Source organism: Shewanella sp. 10N.286.51.B2 (assembly GCF_041469265.1).
Classification (GTDB): Bacteria; Pseudomonadota; Gammaproteobacteria; order Enterobacterales; family Shewanellaceae; genus Shewanella.
Genome location: NZ_JBFRKH010000001.1, coordinates 65,747 through 84,073 on the forward strand (window position 1 = coordinate 65,747; position 18,327 = coordinate 84,073).

12 protein-coding genes and 1 pseudogene are annotated in these 18,327 nt (G+C 42.5%); 11 read left to right on the forward strand and 2 right to left on the reverse strand.

Going from position 1 to position 18,327, the window contains the following annotated elements:
* Positions 1-176 precede the first annotated feature (176 nt).
* Entirely contained in the window at positions 177-1,298 is a 1,122-nt protein-coding gene (locus AB4140_RS00260) for a beta-ketoacyl-ACP synthase III (RefSeq protein ID WP_102439868.1), read from the forward strand.
* 118 nt (positions 1,299-1,416) lie between these two features.
* On the opposite strand, the gene AB4140_RS00265 is transcribed toward AB4140_RS00260, so the two are convergent.
* Positions 1,417-3,732 carry a carbohydrate binding family 9 domain-containing protein gene (locus tag AB4140_RS00265; protein WP_371999334.1) on the reverse strand — a complete coding sequence of 772 codons (2,316 nt, stop codon included), beginning with the start codon at positions 3,730-3,732 and terminating at the stop codon, positions 1,417-1,419.
* A 423-nt stretch (positions 3,733-4,155) separates the two neighbouring features.
* Positions 4,156-4,920 (reverse strand): sulfate transporter CysZ, encoded by a 765-nt coding sequence (gene cysZ, locus AB4140_RS00270; protein WP_076540003.1) that lies wholly within the window; start codon positions 4,918-4,920, stop codon positions 4,156-4,158.
* A 204-nt stretch (positions 4,921-5,124) separates the two neighbouring features.
* Here cysZ and AB4140_RS00275 point away from each other — a divergent pair, with 204 nt between their 5' ends.
* The 10 genes and pseudogenes from AB4140_RS00275 (at position 5,125) to AB4140_RS00320 (ending at position 18,075) form a co-directional block, all read left to right on the forward strand.
* Positions 5,125-8,550: a chromosome segregation protein SMC gene (locus tag AB4140_RS00275; protein ID WP_371999307.1), complete on the forward strand. Its 3,426-nt coding sequence runs from the start codon at positions 5,125-5,127 to the stop codon at positions 8,548-8,550.
* Positions 8,551-8,579: 29 nt separating this feature from the next.
* Complete coding sequence (gene zipA, locus AB4140_RS00280) at positions 8,580-9,644, forward strand: cell division protein ZipA (RefSeq protein ID WP_102440420.1); 1,065 nt, start codon at positions 8,580-8,582, stop codon at positions 9,642-9,644.
* A 65-nt stretch (positions 9,645-9,709) separates the two neighbouring features.
* Entirely contained in the window at positions 9,710-11,716 is a 2,007-nt protein-coding gene (gene ligA / locus AB4140_RS00285; protein ID WP_102440426.1) for an NAD-dependent DNA ligase LigA, read from the forward strand.
* 149 nt (positions 11,717-11,865) lie between these two features.
* Positions 11,866-12,327, forward strand: a pseudogene (locus AB4140_RS00290) (DUF2919 domain-containing protein); the annotation flags it as partial.
* A gap of 273 nt (positions 12,328-12,600) precedes the next feature.
* Entirely contained in the window at positions 12,601-13,806 is a 1,206-nt protein-coding gene (locus AB4140_RS00295; RefSeq protein WP_198589271.1) for an HD-GYP domain-containing protein, read from the forward strand.
* A 30-nt stretch (positions 13,807-13,836) separates the two neighbouring features.
* Complete coding sequence (locus AB4140_RS00300) at positions 13,837-14,658, forward strand: SDR family oxidoreductase (RefSeq protein WP_102440417.1); 822 nt, start codon at positions 13,837-13,839, stop codon at positions 14,656-14,658.
* A gap of 88 nt (positions 14,659-14,746) precedes the next feature.
* Positions 14,747-14,980, forward strand: a complete 234-nt coding sequence (locus AB4140_RS00305) for an RNA-binding S4 domain-containing protein (RefSeq protein WP_102440416.1) — start codon at positions 14,747-14,749, stop codon at positions 14,978-14,980.
* A gap of 10 nt (positions 14,981-14,990) precedes the next feature.
* Positions 14,991-15,383, forward strand: a complete 393-nt coding sequence (locus tag AB4140_RS00310) for a ribonuclease E inhibitor RraB (protein WP_102440415.1) — start codon at positions 14,991-14,993, stop codon at positions 15,381-15,383.
* Between the two features lie 131 nt (positions 15,384-15,514).
* The gene (locus AB4140_RS00315) at positions 15,515-17,500 is read left to right on the forward strand and encodes an NERD domain-containing protein kinase family protein (RefSeq protein ID WP_102476078.1); all 1,986 of its coding nucleotides are present in this window, start codon (positions 15,515-15,517) and stop codon (positions 17,498-17,500) included.
* Positions 17,501-17,607: 107 nt separating this feature from the next.
* The gene (locus AB4140_RS00320; protein WP_102440413.1) at positions 17,608-18,075 is read left to right on the forward strand and encodes an N-acetyltransferase; all 468 of its coding nucleotides are present in this window, start codon (positions 17,608-17,610) and stop codon (positions 18,073-18,075) included.
* Positions 18,076-18,327 lie beyond the last annotated feature (252 nt).

The following is an 18,327-nucleotide window of genomic DNA, read 5'->3' on the forward strand; positions in this document are numbered from 1 at the left end:
GATGGTCAGACCTTTAGCAAATCGTCAATTAGTGCTTAGCGAAAATGCCAGAACCCAATAGACTTGTTTTAATTGTAAAATTTTCCCTGTATTAACCAGATGGCCAAAAGTTATCAGTATGGCAATGTCGAGGTGGGAAACTTGTTACTCCCCAATACCTTAATGGCAGATATAATATGAACAAAGTGGTGATTTCAGGAAGTGGACTTTACACCCCACCCCATAGCATTAGTAATGAAGAGCTAGTAACAAGCCTTAATCGTTACGTCGACCAATATAACAGCCAGCATGCTAGCTTAATCGCGAATGGTGAATTAAACGCATTAGCCCACTCATCGGCTGAATTTATCGAAAAAGCCTCAGGAATTAAGCAGCGTTATGTGATGGTCAAAGAGGGCATTTTAGAGCCTGACATCATGATGCCTTTGATAAAAGATCGCCCAAGTACCGAATTATCTATGCAGGCTGAAATGGGTATCGCGGCGGCGAATAAAGCCTTAGAACAGGCTAAATTGCTCGCCAGTGACATTGACTTAGTGATTGTTGCCTGTGCTTATACTCAGCGCTCATACCCTGCAATTGCTATCGAAATTCAGCAAGCCATGGGCACAAAGGGCTTTGCCTACGACATGTTGGTGGCGTGTTCGTCAGCTACATTTGCCATAGTCAATGCGATCAATGCCGTGCAGTCAGGTACAGCATCTAGGGTATTGGTGATTAATCCTGAAATATGTTCGCCGCAGGTTAATTATCGCGATCGCGATAGCCACTTTATTTTTGGCGATGTCGCAACCGCAGTTGTGGTTGAAAAAGCGAACAATGCTCACACTGAGTTTGCTTTTAATGTGCTGTCGAGCAAATGCGTTACTGATTACTCTAATAATATCCGCAGTAATTTTGGCCATATGAATCGCTGTGATCCGCTCAATGCTAACAGCAGTGATAAGTTGTTTCATCAACAAGGGCGCAAGGTATTTAAAGAGTTGTTGCCAATGATTTATCAGCATTTAGACAAGCAACTCGAACAAGAGCAGATACAAGCTAATGAATTTAAACGCTTGTGGTTACATCAAGCCAATATCAATATGAATCAGTTTGTGGTGCGTAAACTGCTTGGTGACAATGTGGATGCAGCGCAGGCACCAGTGGTATTAGATGAATACGCAAACACGGCTTCAGCGGGCTCGATTATTGCTTTTAATAAATATAATCAGGACTTTAAAACTGGTGATTTAGGTCTGCTTTGCTCGTTTGGAGCAGGCTACTCTGTTGGCAGTATTATTTTAGAGAAGACTTAATTTTAACTGTGTGTACTTTCAACTAAATCAAAAAGACTGCCAAGGCAGTCTTTTTGATCATCAATGGGTAAAATCTTAAACAACTAACAACTAACAACTAACAACTAACGACTAATAACTACAGTAACCAGGCATAACTTACTTTCATAAAGTAGGTTTTATCTTTTTGGGTTAATGAATCGATTTCATCGGTAGCAACCAAGCCGTCGGAATAACCCAGATAAAATACACTTTGTGGATTTAGCTTATAGCCATATAAAATTTCATTGCCTAAATTCTGACTTTGCTTATTCGGCGATTGGTATTGATATAAACTTGGATCGCGCTCAATATCGGTATAGACACTGCTTAAACGTAAAAAACTATTTAAGCTGATTTGCCAATTGAGACGTAAATCAGTCAGGTTAGCGGTAAACAAAGTACCTTCATCAACATCAAGGGTTTGGTAGCGATGATTCACATCTAAGATGATTGACTCAGTCACCTTCCACTCCACCGCTGGGTTAAACATAGTCACAGTAGCCGCACGGTCGTTGGCGTAATCAATATCATCACCGTAGTTCATATCAATTTCTAATTTCAGTGACTGTATCGGGGTAAAGTTGGCGTACAACCAATTGAAATTAATATCGTACATGGTGGCATTGCCATCAATGGCCAGTGATGAGCCATCATGGCGTCTACCTACGCGGTCTTTGTGAACAAAACCGGTTGAGATGTAACTTTGTAAGCCGCCGTTAAACTCAATATACACCTCAGCTTCTTGTTCAATTTTTTCATTATTTTGATTGTGGGTAATGTCCCAATCGCCGCCAAATACCACTTTGTTGAAAAAGTTTTCCATTGGGTACCAAACATAATTACCGCCGACGACAAACTTACTGGCATCAATTCGGTCAATAAAACCTAAGTCAGCTCTAAAGTCTTCACCAATGGATTCATAACGGCTAAAGGCGCGCCAGTTACGACGAATATGGTCGTAGCTTACCCGGTACATACTGTCGGAAAAGTTATCTTGCTTGTTAGTGCGTAGCACGCGTTCATTGTATTCACAATTACCCAACTCACAGCTTTGTGGCGGTGCGCTGCAATCCTCGCCTTGGCAAAACTGTTGAAACAAATCATCAGGATATTGCGTGTCTGAAAATACATATTGCCCGGTAAAAGTATCTTGCTCAGTGGGCTGATACTTGATATCAACACTGGCAACATAGTTATGGTAATTCTCTGAGGTTTTAGCGGTAACCAGACCACCAAAAGATAGCTTCTTGTTGGGATCAAAGCGGTACCTTGCTGCAAGGTTATAGCTTTCTTCGTTAATGGTGGCGATATCTGAGCTTAAGTTACCCGGGATTAAAAACTGGGTATTTTCGTCATTAGCCGCCAACACAGCTAAAGTGTGATCATCAGTTTTACTGGTAAGCTTTACCCCATAGTCAGGTGAGGCAATATTACGAGTGTGTAATAGGCTTAATTGGGTATCGAAATAATCTTTATTATCTAAAAAGAAAGCACGTTTTTCAGGGTAAAATAACGCAAAAGTATTGTTAACATCTAGCTGACCAGAATCGGCTTCTACTTGGGAAAAGTCAGGATTAATGGTGGCATTAAATAACGTTGTAGGGGTGATGCCCCAACGTAAATCGAGCCCAGCTTCAACATGATTATCATCTTCCCAAGGCTGGTTAGGATTAAGATTACGTTGATTATTACTGGTTGCCACCACTGATGGGGTAATTTGAATATCTTTACCTTGCTTAGCGCCTTCAAGGCCTGTTGCGGTGCCGAGCTGACATAATTGACATGACACATTGCGATCGATCTTATGGCTTGATATACGGTGAGTTTCGTTTCTTGGATAGAAGCGGATTAACTCAATCCCCCAAGTTTGCAGGTCTTTATTATCATCAAAGTTAAATAGTCTTAACGGTAGCTCCATTTCAACTTGATAACCTTGGGCAGTAATCTTACCGCTGCCATACCAGATACCATCCCAAGCATCACTTTCTTCACCTGTTAACTCATTTTCAATAGAGTCATTTTGAACCCCATAAGGGTTGATAAAAAACTGATAGGCAAGGCGGGCATTATTAAAGGTGTCGAGCTTAATACCCACTTGATCATCACCCCATGAGCTATCGCGGTCACGTAAATTACTGCGGATCTGTTCAGGGTTTGGGTCATTAGCCAAAAAGGCAACAAACAAACTGGTTTCTGTGGCAAATATTTTCGCTTCAGTGCTAACGGGGGCGGCAATGTTTTCACCCGGTGAGGTTTCATATTTAAGCTGCATAGTGGCAGCTTGTTGCCACTGTGGCTCATTCAACTCGCCATCGATTTCTACAGCCTCGGATAAGGTTGGAATGGCGATATTAAATTGACTTGCATCACCAGCGATAACAGAAGCAGGGAGCAGAAAAGTGCTAAAAAACACGCTTAAAATAGCTGCGCTTCTAATGGTGGAATTTGATAGAAACAAAGGTGTTGTCAGGTATTTTTTCACAATACTTCTCATGATGAATCTGTAACTTATTGTTAGTTTGCGAGATTGTCGCAGAAAGTCATACTAAAGTCGTTAATTTTATGTGATTAAAATGTTTTTAGTTGTTACTTGCGTTTGAGGGCTTGGAATTAACAATTGATAAATATTTACTTGTTAAAAACTAGGATGACGCATGCTCAATAGGCCGCTTCCTAACGTTAGCCTCATATGCATACTTAAAGGCAACAGCAAATAATCAAAGTATTAGTCACAAACCTCAGTAAGAGACAGATATGCAATAAAAAGCCTCAACAAAATGTCGAGGCCTCTTGATATCAATACCGCAGAATCAACAACGATATTCTCATTGCGAAACTATTCAGGTGCTATTTCTGGATGCTTATAAGCATCACGGTATTTATCAACCCACATGGCGGTGGCGCCGCAAATAGCTACTGGCATGACGATAAAGTTCACTATCGGGATCATTGAAAACAGCGTTACTGTGGCGCCAAAGGTGTAGCTGGTGCCTTTAGTTTGATTGAGGGCAAACTTCATATCCTCAAACGGCACTTTATGGTTATCGAATGGGAAGTCGCAATACTGAATTGCCATCATCCATGCACTGAATAAAAACCATAAAACGGGCGCGGCGGTTTGGCCAACAACAGGCACGATAAATAACACTAGAAACAGTAATGCTCTAGGCAGGTAGTATTTTAATTTAGTCCACTCTCGACCCATTATTCGCGGTAAATCTTTAATTAAATCTACCGTTGTGCCAGAGTTAAGTGACTTACCCGTTAGGTGCATCTCAACTTTTTCAGCCAGCAGGCCATTAAAGGGCGCAGCTATCCAGTTCATCACTGAGCTAAAGATAAAAGACATCACCACTAATAAGCTAACAACCGCCAGTGGCCACAGGAAAAAATTTAACCATGTGAGGTATTCGGGGATTTGGCCGTTCATCCAAGCAAACATTTCATCTAATTTACCAATGGCAAAATAAATGACCGTTGAGAATAAAACTAAGTTAACCATTAATGGAATGAAGACAAAGGTTCGTAGCCCCGGTTGTTTTATGAGCTTAAACCCATCCATAAAATAATTAACACCACTTTTCATTGGTTTAATTGGCATCGATTACATCCTTGAAAAAACTAGTTATGATGATTGTGGTGATGCATTGAGCGGAAAACAAGCCTTAAAGTGTGTTTAAGTCATAAAAATCGTTACAAAATGCAGCGCGATTGGTAAAGTTGTACTTTATCCGTCTTACGCAGACGAGATGATTATTCATCGACGCTTCTTAATCAATCTCACTGGAACAACTTCACAAGCACAATGCGATTAAAACAAATAAAACTTGCTGGCTTTAAGTCGTTCGTTGACTCCACCAAAATTCCCTTCAACCAACCTTTAACGGCCATTATAGGCCCCAATGGATGTGGTAAATCCAATGTCATTGATGCCGTGCGCTGGGTGCTAGGCGAAAGCTCTGCTAAGCATTTGCGTGGCGACTCGATGATGGATGTGATTTTTAATGGCTCTAGCGCCAGAAAACCCGTGTCAGTTGCCAGCATTGAGTTGAGCTTTGAAAATCTCGATGGTCGATTAGCAGGCCAATATGCCAGTTATCAAGAAATATCGGTAAAAAGACAAGTCAGTCGCGATGGTGACTCAAATTACTTTTTGAATGGTCAAAAGTGTCGCCGTAAAGATATTACCGATTTATTTATGGGCACAGGTTTGGGCCCACGAAGTTATGCCATTATCGAGCAGGGGACGATTTCGCGTCTTATTGAATCTAAACCCCAAGAACTGCGGGTTTTTATTGAAGAAGCAGCAGGCATTTCCCGTTATAAAGAACGCCGCCGTGAAACTGAAAACCGTATTCGCCATACCCGTGAAAACTTGGAGCGATTGGGCGATATTCGCTTAGAGCTCGGTAGCCAAATCGACAAGCTTGAACAACAAGCGCAGGCCGCCAAGCAATATCGTGAGTTTAAGCAACAAGAACGTGACTTACATGCGCAATTGTTGGTGATGCGCTATCAAGAGCTTAAAAACCAAAGCGACAATATTGCCCAAGAGATTTTACAACTTGAAGTTAATTTAGCTGCTGCCAATGCTGATGGTGAAACCACTGAATTAACCCTTACTCAGCTTAAAACCCAAATTGCAGAATTAACCGCTGCTGAGCAACAGCTGGTGGCCGAGTATTATCAAGCAGGCACAGAAATCGCTAAGCTTGAACAACAGCTTAAACATCAACAGCTACAAGATAATCAGCTGGAAAAACAATTAGCAGATCTCATTTCGCAGCAGCAAGTTGCTAGTAATGCGTTGCAAACCTTGATGCTGCAAGAGCAACAATTAACGGCGCAGTTAGCTGAGGGCAAACCTGAACTTGTTGCAGCAGAACAAGCGCTGGGCGTTATTGATGCTCAGCTGCAAGATGTTGAGCAAAAAGCGGCAGGCTTACAGCAGCATTTATCGGTGTTATCTGATGGCGCGGCGAATGCCAAAATGGCAGCGGCACTAACCCAGAGCAAATTGCAGCATCAACAACAAATGCTGTCGCAGCAACAAAAGCAGTTAATCGAACTTAGTGCTGAGCAGCAGCGAAATACTGAGTCTGACTCACAAGCTGAATTAACCGCACTTGACCTCAAGTTAACCGCCCTTAAAGAGCAACTTGAATTAGAAGATGAAATCAAACATCAACTCACTGATGAACTTGAAGATAAGCAACAACAGCTAGCTCAGGCAAGTGAAGATTATCAGCAGCAAAAACAGCAGTTATCGTCACTAAGCGCCAGAAGTGAGCTGATTGAGCAATGGCTAACCAGCAATGACGATGATCAGCAAGCTTTATGGCAAACCATTGAGGTAACGCCAGGCTGGGAAAAGGCTGTTGATGTATTACTGCAAGGCATTTTAGCCACCAAAGTGATTGATGCTGGTGGTGCAATTGGCCCATCAGTGAGTGGTTTTATTGCCACAGGTGAGGTGAGCGCGCTGAATCACCAAATTAGCGCTGCGGTTAATTTATCCCCTTGGCTTCACCATGTAAGCTGGTGTGCCAGTGTTGATGAGGCAAAAGCGCAGCTTAAGCAGTTAAGCTCAGATGGCATTTTTGCCACTCAAGATGGTTATTTAGTGGGTCATGGCTTTGTCTTTAAAAAAGCCGACTCTAAGCAATCACAGCTGGCACTTAAAAATGAGTACCAGCAATTACAAATACAAATTAGCCAATTAAATGAGCAATTGTTGCAGTTGCAGCAGCAAGTGAGCTTACAAACTCAGCAAGTTGGCGATGCTCACGCGCAATTGAGTCAATCTCAACTTAAACATCACCAGTTGCAATTAGATTGCAGTAAGCTTGATGCTCAGAGCCACAGTTTGGTGCTGCAGCAACAAGACAGATTACGCCGACAAAAAAGCCTTGATGAACAAGTGGCTCAGCTGCAAGGACAAATTGGCGCAGGTCAACAAGCGATAGAGCGATTAACTGCCGAGCTTGAGTTATCCCAGCAAACGCATCAACAGCAGTTGGCAACCCAGCAGCAAGTAAATCAAGATTGGCAAACTGCCAGTCAGCAGCTACGAGATTATAAAGCTAACCGCAGTCAGCAAGAGCGTGATAGCAATAGTTGCCGGCAAAAAATGCAACAATTGCACACTCAAGTAGCAGTATTACAAGCCAATATTAGCCAGCAAACCCAGCAGAGCGAGTCCACCACAGCGCAAATCAAGCAGCTGCGGGAATCTTCGCAGCAAACTAATGCCAGTTTAGGTGAGCAGCAATTACAACAGCTGCAAACACAATTAAACGCGCAACTCGACATTCAGCAAGCTAAACAACAATTACTGAATTCAAATCGTACACAGCAGGCAGAGTTACAAACTCGGCTCGATAGTGCGGTATTGATTCAAAAACAACAGCTTGGTGCACTGCAAAACTTGACTCAGTCTCTCAGCGGGTTAAAGTTACGTCGTGAAGGATTAAAAGGTCAGGCCGATGGCCAATTTCAGTTACTTGAAGAACAACAGATAAAGATTCAAGATGTGATAGCGCATATTCCTGAAACAGCTAAAGTCATTGTATGGCAGCGAAACCTTGATAAAGTAAGAGCTCAAATCAGTCATTTAGGGGCCATTAACCTCGCGGCAATCGAAGAGTTTGAGCAGCAAAGTGAACGTAAGGCTTATTTAGATAATCAAGATAATGATTTAAATAAAGGCTTAGCCACACTTGAAGAGGCCATTCGTAAAATCGATAAGGAAACTCGCACTCGATTTAAAACCACTTATGATGCGGTCAATGCGGACTTATCAAAGTTATTCCCTAAGGTTTTTGGCGGTGGTAAAGCCTATTTAGCCTTAACGGATGATGATTTACTTGAAACGGGTGTGACCATTATGGCGCAACCACCCGGCAAGAAGAATAGTACTATTCACCTTCTTAGTGGTGGAGAAAAAGCCTTAACCGCTTTATCATTAGTATTTGCCATATTTAGACTAAATCCAGCACCATTTTGTATGCTTGATGAAGTTGATGCACCCTTAGATGATGCCAACGTTGAGCGTTTTTGCCGCTTATTAAAAGAGATGTCACAGAGTGTGCAGTTTGTTTATATTAGCCATAATAAAATCACCATGGAAATGGCTGATCAATTAATAGGTGTCACTATGCATGAACCGGGCGTTTCACGTATAGTCGCAGTCGATATCGAAGAAGCGGTGGCACTTGCCGACGCTGAATAAATAGAATAAATAGGATTACAGGGTCACCAATGGAAGATTTTCAACTGGTTTTGTCAATACTAGGCGCAATAGCGATTATCGCAGTATTGGTACATGGGTTTTGGTCTATTCGTAAACAACAACCTAAAACGTTAAAAGACAACCCAATGACGGGGTTTTATAAAGGCCAAGCAGAGCAGCGTGACTCACAGGGGTTTGACGCTGATGGTATTGGTGAAGTGAGACGGGTTAAAGCTGACGAGGTCTCAGTTGAGCCTGTTATGAGACAGTCGAAGGTTAGCCCACATTTAAAGCCTAATGTAAGCAGCAGTCAACTTGATAGTGCAGAGCTAGAAATTACTGCAGCGGGTTCAAAAAAGGGCATTGGCCTACAAAACCAATCAGCAGTGAATGTGCAAGCGCCAAGTTACCATCCGGGTAGAAAAGATCCCGTAATGACTACCGCTGCCAAAGAACCAGAGCATATACCAACCCAGCAAGCGCTGTTTGGTGAAGAGTTTAATGATGACTCTAATGAACCGTTTATTGACGACCCTATTGAAAAAGCCTCAGTAACCAAAGCTGAATCTAATGTGAGCTCTGCAAGTGTTCATTCGCCAGAACATCAAACCTTAGCACAAGAGCCGCTCACTCCTGTTGTCGAAACTGCGCCAAAGGCTGAGCCAGTAGAAGAGCCACTTGGCGAGCCGCAAGATGTATTAGTACTGCATGTGGTTGCCCGTGACGGTGAACAATTACAAGGCGCCGAGCTATTACCTTGTTTGTTATCGCTTAACTTTAAATTCGGCGATATGGATATTTTCCATCGTCATCAAGATAATGCCGGTAATGGAAAAGTGCTATTCTCCATGGCTAACATGTTAAAGCCTGGGGTATTTGACCCTGACAATATGGAACAGTTTGCCACTCAAGGTGTGGTGTTATTTATGACATTGCCTTGCCATGGCGATGCGTTAAGAAATTTCTCAATTATGCTTAATTCAGCCCAGCAACTGGCTGATGACTTAGGCGCTGAAGTGTTAGACGACAAGCGTAACGCCTGGACTGATACTAATAAACAAGCATACTTAAGCCGAATTCGAGCCGTTTCTTAAATTTTATTATATTTTACAATGAGGCCGCACTTGCGGCCTTGTTTGCTTTTTAGATGAGTGATTTTATGCAAGACATTAAAACAGAAATACAGCAAATTAGCAGTGAACTACACCGTCATAATATTCTTTATTATGTGGATGATGCGCCGAGTATTCCTGATGCTGAGTATGACCGTTTAATGCAGCGCCTTATTGCGCTTGAAACGGCTCATCCTGAGTTGATTAGCATTGATTCTCCCACCCAAAGAGTTGGCGGCGCGCCACTGGCCAAGTTTGATCAAATTACCCATTTAAAGCCGATGCTCAGTTTAGATAATGCCTTTGAGCAAGCAGACTTTGAAGCCTTTAATAAACGTATTAGTGATAAAGTAGATACGGTCAGTTACTGCTGTGAGCCAAAGCTTGATGGTCTAGCGGTGAGTATTTTATATCGTAATGGCGTATTAGAGCGCGCAGCAACGCGAGGCGATGGCAGCGTAGGTGAAGACATCACAGATAATGTGCGCACCATTAACTCGATTCCGTTAAAGCTTCGGGGTGATGATTTCCCTGAACTGATGGAGGTGCGTGGGGAAGTGATCATGCCTAAAGCAGCATTTGATGCGCTTAATCAGCGTCAACAGGCCAAAGGCGAGAAGACTTTTGTTAACCCACGTAATGCCGCCGCTGGCAGTATTCGTCAATTAGACAGCAAAATCACCGCCACGCGCGCATTAGGCTTTTACGCTTATGCTCTAGGTGTGGTCGAAGGTGAAAGCTCGCCAATGGCACAGAGTCACTTTGGGCAGCTTACCCAATTAAGACAATGGGGCTTACCTGTTAGTCAAGAAGTTAAAGTCTGTGACAGCTTACCTGAAGTGTTTGCTTACTATAGCGATATTATGACGCGCCGCAGCAGTTTATCTTACGAGATAGACGGAGTGGTAATTAAAGTAAATGATATTGCCAAACAAACAACCTTAGGCTTTGTCGCTAGAGCGCCGCGCTGGGCAATAGCCTATAAGTTTCCTGCGCAAGAAGAGATGACGCTACTTGAAGAGGTTGATTTTCAAGTTGGCCGCACCGGCGCAGTAACCCCAGTTGCGCGTTTAAAACCGGTGTTTGTTGGCGGTGTTACTGTATCAAATGCCACGCTTCACAATGCTGATGAAATTGCGCGTTTAGGCGTAAAAGTCGGCGATACGGTGATTATTCGCCGCGCGGGTGATGTTATCCCGCAAATTGTTGCCATTGTGGCTGAAAAGCGCCCTGATGATGCTAAAGAGATTACCTTCCCGACAGCATGCCCAGTGTGTGACAGTTTAGTTGAGCGGCTTGAAGGTGAAGCGGTAGCACGTTGCAGTGGTGGCTTATTTTGTGAAGCCCAGCGTAAAGAAGCCATTAAACATTTTGCCTCTCGCAAAGCATTAAACATCGATGGCATGGGCGACAAAGTGGTTGAGCAACTGATTGATAAAGAATTAGTACAAAGCCCTGCTGAGCTGTTTACCCTTACAGCATCGATGATCACCATGCTAGAACGTATGGCAATGAAGTCGGCGACTAAGCTGGTTGCCGCCATTGATGATGCCAAAACCACTACCTTATCAAGATTTATTTATGGCTTAGGTATTCGTGAAGTTGGTGAAGCCACCGCAGCCAATTTAGCCAGCCATTATAAAACCCTTGATGCCATTAAAGCGGCCAGCATTGATGAGTTAATTGAAGTGGATGATGTCGGCGTGATTGTTGCCAAACATATAGCGCATTTTTTTGCTCAGCCCCATAACCTTGAAGTGATTGATAAGTTAGTCGCTGCGGGTGTAAATTGGCCTGCTCTTGAAGCCGTTGATGAGTCAGCCTTAAGCCTTAAAGGCCAAACCTGGGTATTAACAGGTACCTTAACTCAGTTAAATCGCAACGATGCTAAAGCGCAGTTACAAGCGCTGGGGGCAAAAGTGGCCGGCAGTGTTTCTAAAAACACCGACTGTTTAGTCGCGGGGGAGGCTGCAGGTTCTAAGTTAACCAAAGCCCAAGACTTAGGCGTGAAAGTGATTGATGAACAAGGCTTATTAGATTTGCTAAGTCACTAATTATTAATTAATAAACACTAATCACTAACAATTAGTCGCTTTAAATAATCTTAAAAAGTAGCTACTGGCAATTTATTAATAGCATAAGTTAAGGCTTACCTAGCTTCGAACTAAGCAAGTAAGCCTTTACCTAATAAACTGGATACCCTGTGAATTTTAGCAATATCACTTGGCTTGATGACAAGGGCCATATAAAACCGCCGATATTTTTGTATTTAATGCTGATCTTTCTCGCCCGTGGTTGGTGTGTCTTTATTGCATCGTTAACCCAATTTAACGATCGCACTGGGCTCGTGAGACTATTTTATCCTGAAAAAAGCGATTTTTTACTGGCATTAGCGAGCGGGGTTGGTGCGGTAATTATTTATGGATTAGTGATTGCGGAGCGAAAACGCAGCCCACAGGTATTAAGGCCGCTATTTAATCAGATTAAGTACATTCTATGGCTACTACTGATTGTTGATGCTTTATTACTTAGCCAACGCCTGGTTCACGATCATTTTGTTTTCAAAGTCAGCTTTGCACTTGATGCATTATTTATCTTTTGGTCAGCTATTTATTTATTAAAATCAAAACGATTGCAGCATTATTTTAAAGATTGGCAAAATGAAGCCGATTATATGGCAGTAGAAGCTGAACTTGCCATGGCGAAAGAACAACAAGATGCTCAACTTTATGAGCCAGATGAACAGTCACAAGCCGCGCAGCATACTCAAAAGATTGTCGAGTCAGCCAAACATAATCGAGGCGTGTCTAATAAAGTTATTGCAACAGAAATAACCGACTCGATAAAGGTGAATAAGTAAAACATGTTAAGTCATAGTAGCTGACAGAAATAAAAACCAATACCAGCGGCTGCTATGGCGGTTAAAAAGGATCTTATCTTGGCTAAAGTAGTGGCTAAAACTGAGCCTATCAATATACCGTTATCACAACTGGTGGTCGGTATGACGGTAAAACTGCCGTTATCGTGGTTTAATAATCCGTTTTTTCGTAATAAAGTACTGATTAGCTCCCAAGCAGAAATTGAACTGATTAATAGCTTAGGCATTAACTATGTGACTGTGATTGACGGTCAGCATTTATTTGTTGAGCCCGTTATCAGTCAACCTGTGGTTGCTGCGGAAGTGGCCCCCGCGTTTGATATTAACGCCATAATCAAAAAGTCAGTAAATACAAGTCGAGTTCGCTTCAGTAAAGCCTGCAGTAATCTTCGCCCCGCATATAGTAAAGTCATTAGTGATCCGCCGGTATCACATCGAGAAGCAGTGACAGTCGTGGAGTTACTATTAACCCATTTACATGAAACCAAACAGCCACAAATTGGATTAGTTAACTGTGCTGATAAAGAAATAAACATGGCTCAGCATGGGATCTCGGTTGCTGTGTTATCCATTTTAATGGGGCACAGCCTTGAGTTAGCCCCTGCGCAAATGCGAGATCTTGCGTTAGGCTGTGTGTTTCATGATATTGGCAAATTAAAAATACCTGATGCCATACGTCGCAAACGCATTGATTTAACTAGCCACGAGCGAAACTATATAAAGACCCATCCCAATATCGGCTATGAAATGCTAGATAGAAGTGGTTTATTCCCTAAAGCCATGTTGGATATTGTGCTACATCATCATGAGTATATCGATGGTAGTGGTTACCCCAATAAACTCACCAAAAATCACATTCCTTTATTGACCCAAATCGTGATTCTAGCGAATGACTATACGGTATTGTTAGAAAGCACAGGCTCAGCACAATTGGCATTAGGCACCTTATTTAAAAGCCGTGCTGATAAACATGATAAAGCCTTGATTAGCATACTAGTGAAAACGTTAGGCGTTTTTCCTCCGGGCTCCATTGTTAAATTGTCCGATGGTAGTATCGCCAAGGTAATGATGACATCAACCGCATCTAAGCAGCCCCATGTAGTTAGTTGTTCAGCTCATGGTACTCAGGCCAGTTTTAGATGCTTAATTGATGAAGGGGTAACGATTGTTGAGACGGTAAAACTAGAAGATTTATCAAAAAAACTAGCTAACTTGCTAGAAGTTCACGCCCCTGTATGTTTTTATGTTTGCCATATTAATGATTAATTTTAGCGTTTTTTAACCCGTAGGATTTTCATGAACTGTATTGCAATTATTGGCTGTGGTTGGTTTGGCCTGCCATTAGCGACAAGATTAGTTAAACAAGGTTATCAGGTTAGCGGCACTAAGCGAACCCAAGCCGGTTGTGAGCAGTTATCCTCACTGGGTATTGATGCTTATAAGCTAGATTTAAGTGAGCAAAATATTGAAGCAACACAGCTTGAAGGCTTACTTGAAGCCGATGCGTTAATCATTAATATTCCGCCGGGCCTGCGCCGAGGTGAAAGTCATTATCTTGAGCATATTCAAACCTTGGTCAACTTGATTGCACCGCGCCAATATCAGCGGGTGATTTTTATCAGTACCACAGGGGTTTATCCTGCTAAAAATCGCATAATGACCGAAGCGGATGCTGCGGCATATGATGATAAAAGTGCAATATTATTGGCTGCGGAGTCGTTAATTGCTGCAATGGATAATGCTTGTATCGTGCGCTTTGCAGGCTTAATTGGCCCTAAGCGCCATCCGGGTAAGTTTTTTGCTGGTAAAACCGATGTTAGCGGCGCAAATGTCGCGGTTAATTTGGTTCATCTTGATGATTGCATTCAGGCAATAGAGGCCATATTGGCGGCGACGAGCTCAGGGAAAAATGTGTCGAGCTATTACAATTTAACTGCGCCGAGTCATCCTACTCGCGTTGAGTTTTACCAAGCAGCGACTGCTGACTTGGGCTTAGCAGCGCCGCAATTTAATCAAACCCAATTAGCCAGTAAAGTAATAAATGGTAATTTGATTTGCCAACAGCTTAATTTCAACTATATTCATCCCGATCCGCTAAAAATGCTAGCAGCTTGTTAATTGATAACTCGTTAGCGGCGAGATGGTTGGTATTAAGCAGTGATCAGGTATAATGCAACCCATATTTATGATTAAAGGCCAAAATTGAATGAGCAGCCAAGTTGCACAATTCGCACTTTTGAGTGGCGATGAGTTTGTTGAGTTATATAAAGTATTAAAAGTACAAGGTTTAGTCGATGGTGGCGGTGCAGCTAAGCATGTCATCTCTGAAGGCTTAGTCACAGTAAACAACGAAGTTGACACACGTAAGCGTAAAAAGTGTGTCGTTGGTGATGTCATTGAATTTAATGGCGATAAAATTCAAATTGTTGCCACAGCATAAGGATACAAGCATGCAATTCCCTGATGATGACAATGGTAAAATGTTAGCCGCAATGGCTGAGTCTGGTATTGACTTAACTGTAGCACTTGATGTTGATTTCTTTTTGATTTTTGATGATCAACGCGATGCAGAATCAGCATTAGAAGCACTCGCAGCAATGGGCTCAAATGGTGAGTTAGAGCTTAACTTTAGCGAAGAAATCGAAAAGTGGGAGCTGATTGTTTGTTTAAACATGGTGCCAACTTATGATGACTTGGTGGCTAAAGAACTTGAGTTAAACACCTTTGCCCAAGAGTTTGACGGCATGACAGATGGATGGGGCGTAATGCAACATCAAGAAGGTGATGACGAGTTTGCTGATGATGAGCATCAATGTGACGACAACTGCTCACACACCCACTAGTTAGCCTGTTAAAATATTGAAAACAAAAACCACCAATTAGGTGGTTTTTTTGTGTCTTTATATTATAGGATGGAGCCATATGCAGTTAAGGGAAGTTAATATCCCGCAGTATTTATGGAGTCGCATTTTAAATGGCAAGACACATTAGCTTTGGTACCCCAGTCAATGATGCCGAACGTTGGGCATTTTCTCTTTTATCTGACGAACTTCCTGAAGATTATCTCCTTTTAACCAATGTAGAAATTCCTACTCATACTGGCCAAGCAATGGAGGTTGACGCCTTAGTTGTCGGTGAGTTTGGTGTGTATGTGGTTGACGTAAAAGGCTACATTGGTCGCTTAAACGCTGGTTTACATGCTTGGTCACTGGATGGTCGTCATGTGGACAATAGTTTATCAAAAGCCAATTATGTCGCCCGAGTATTAGCGGGTAAATTAAAGAACAAAATTCCTGTGGGCGTTTATGCTCCTTGGTGTCAGGGCATGGTGTTTGTTACAGGGCGTAAAGGCGAAGAAATTCTGGTTGAAAAAGATACCGGTAAACTGAGTATTTATACCCCTGCAAAAATCATCGCCGCGTTAACCAAAGAGTGGGGCTTAACGGCGCCGCATATTCATCCTGTGACCGACACTCAAAAAGAAATGGTATTAGACACCATAGGCCAGGTGGCACTGGTTGAGCAACGTAACAACAAAATTCAAGATTTCATTAAGCTCAAATGTTTATTCCTGCAGCAAGGCTTGGAAGTTTGGCAATCAGAATATAATCCGGGTGGCTGGACCGCGCCATGGCTGCTGAAAATACTGGTGACCAGTGAGTTTGACGACAGTATTGATGCCAATTATCACGAGCAAAAATTGCGTGATGAATTTAAACGGATTCAGTCACTTTCAGGTTGTAGCTGCGTGCCTTTTTGCGCGCCACTTATTCAAGATGGTGAACAGGTGGTCTTGCCCATCAGAATGCCCCGTGGTGTGCCACTGAATATTTTTGATATTGGACAGCAAACCACTTATCAGCTGTTAGAAATTCTGCGCCGCAGTGTCACCGGCTTACAGCAAATCCATCGCCGCGGTTACACCATAGGTGGCTGGGAAGATAATTGTATATTTATCTCAGATGACGCTGACGTTGAATTTATTGATATTAAAGATTCACTTAATACCAGTGAAGATATACAAGCTTATGCCACGGCCTTTTTAGAATTAGCTGAAAAAACCGTACAACCACGTATTTACCAATGGTATCGCGCTGCAGCCAAAGGCAGCACCATTGACCTTGACGCGATTCGTTGTGATTTATCTGCAGTTATCGATTTAGGTGTGTGTGACACTTTACCGCACAAAATCGTTATCGAGCAGGGCGCGGTGGTTGATCATCATTACCGCCTCGATCACTTTATTTCAGCAACGCCTCGCAGCCAGCTATGGCGGGCATTGCATTTACAAGGGAACTTCCCATGCTGCGTCAGTGTTTATCAAGATGTGGATAACCAATGGCACACCCTGAGTAACATGTATCGCAGCCTGGCTAAAATTTATCATCCACATGTTGAGCGTGTGCTGGCATTTGGGCAATTGCCACAGTCGGATGATTTATTCATTGCCAGAGATTGGGTACAAGGAGTCGCGCTAGATGAAGTGGCCACAATACAAGTGGGTCAACCCAGGTTGTGGTTTATTCAACTATTAACAGCACTACAATACTTGCACAGTTTAGATATTCACCATGGGGCCATTTGTCCTAAAAATATCATTTGCCGAGACGGTAAGGCTACCTTAGTAAACTTTGGTATAGGTTCTGATATAGCTGCCAGCCATTACGCTGCGCAGTATGCCGATCCGACTATGTGGTCTGTAGAAGGCGATGCTGAAAAAGATTTATATGGCTTGGTCGCAAGTGTTGTCGATGCGATTTCTCCAGAGTCGATTAAACAAGGCAGTGGCGCAGATGCCATGATTAACGCCTTAATGAGCTTTGATAAGCAGTGGCTTGGCGAAGGCTTTTTTGAGGCTTGCTTAAGTATTTTGAAATTTGAATTTCGTATCGTTCCTAACCGCAGTTATGCCGAGCAGTTAGGGCTCGATGAAGTTGAGTATCAAAACTCTGGCTTGTAGTTATCTTGATTTATAGCCCTTCAGGCTTATGTTAAGGATGTTTGCCCCAAAAGCCGGTACAAGCCGTATTGGCTTATATGATTCGAGGATAATGTAAGAGGGATCCCATGATTATTAAACGCATTACTGCTGAACGACTTGATGATGTTTTGCCTCTGTTTAGCCAATATATGCATTTTTACGGGGTTGAGCAAGCCGTGACTGAGTATGCTACCTATTTGCTGGAACGGTTAAATAATCAAGAAGCGTTTATTTTTGGGGCTTACACTGAAGCGGATAAAGCGATTGGTTTCGTGCTTAATTATCAAAGTTTTTCATCCACAGAGCTAGGTAAAGTATTAGTGTTAAATGATCTATTTGTTGAGCCTGACTATCGAAATCAAGGCGCCGCTAATTTACTTATCCGATGCTCTATTGAATTGGCTCGCGGTATTCAAGCCGTAAGGGTTGAGTTAAGCACCGCGAAAGTGAATTTTCCTGCTCAATCTGTCTATGAGAAAATTGGCTTTGTAAAAGATAGCCGCTTTTTTTCGTATAGCTTGTCGGTTAAAGATCATCCTTTGCTAAATGAATAGGCACAAGTGATGTGTAGCTTAGCGTGACTTTATAATTTTCTTGTTGGTTACTTTAACTAGAACGGCACTTCTTGGCTGATAAACTCGAAAAATACAGCGCCCCTATAAAGCCCATCAGTTTTTAGGCATGACACCACTAAAGGCCTTTATGAGTAATGATGTGATTAAAAAACGAATATCGATAGCGATGTTGGCCAATATAAAGCCCATTTAAGCGGCCTATTTGAAGGGTGAATCATCGCCAGTATTCTT

Excerpts from the sequence above, each read along its gene's own strand:
- AB4140_RS00260 (WP_102439868.1), top strand. The coding sequence starts at position 177 with ATGAACAAAGTGGTGATTTCAGGAAGTGGACTTTACACCCCACCCCAT.
- cysZ (WP_076540003.1), bottom strand. The coding sequence starts at position 4,920 with ATGCCAATTAAACCAATGAAAAGTGGTGTTAATTATTTTATGGATGGG.
- AB4140_RS00275 (WP_371999307.1), top strand. The coding sequence starts at position 5,125 with ATGCGATTAAAACAAATAAAACTTGCTGGCTTTAAGTCGTTCGTTGAC.
- zipA (WP_102440420.1), top strand. The coding sequence starts at position 8,580 with ATGGAAGATTTTCAACTGGTTTTGTCAATACTAGGCGCAATAGCGATT.
- ligA (WP_102440426.1), top strand. The coding sequence starts at position 9,710 with ATGCAAGACATTAAAACAGAAATACAGCAAATTAGCAGTGAACTACAC.
- AB4140_RS00300 (WP_102440417.1), top strand. The coding sequence starts at position 13,837 with ATGAACTGTATTGCAATTATTGGCTGTGGTTGGTTTGGCCTGCCATTA.
- AB4140_RS00305 (WP_102440416.1), top strand. The coding sequence starts at position 14,747 with ATGAGCAGCCAAGTTGCACAATTCGCACTTTTGAGTGGCGATGAGTTT.
- AB4140_RS00310 (WP_102440415.1), top strand. The coding sequence starts at position 14,991 with ATGCAATTCCCTGATGATGACAATGGTAAAATGTTAGCCGCAATGGCT.
- AB4140_RS00315 (WP_102476078.1), top strand. The coding sequence starts at position 15,515 with ATGGCAAGACACATTAGCTTTGGTACCCCAGTCAATGATGCCGAACGT.
- AB4140_RS00320 (WP_102440413.1), top strand. The coding sequence starts at position 17,608 with ATGATTATTAAACGCATTACTGCTGAACGACTTGATGATGTTTTGCCT.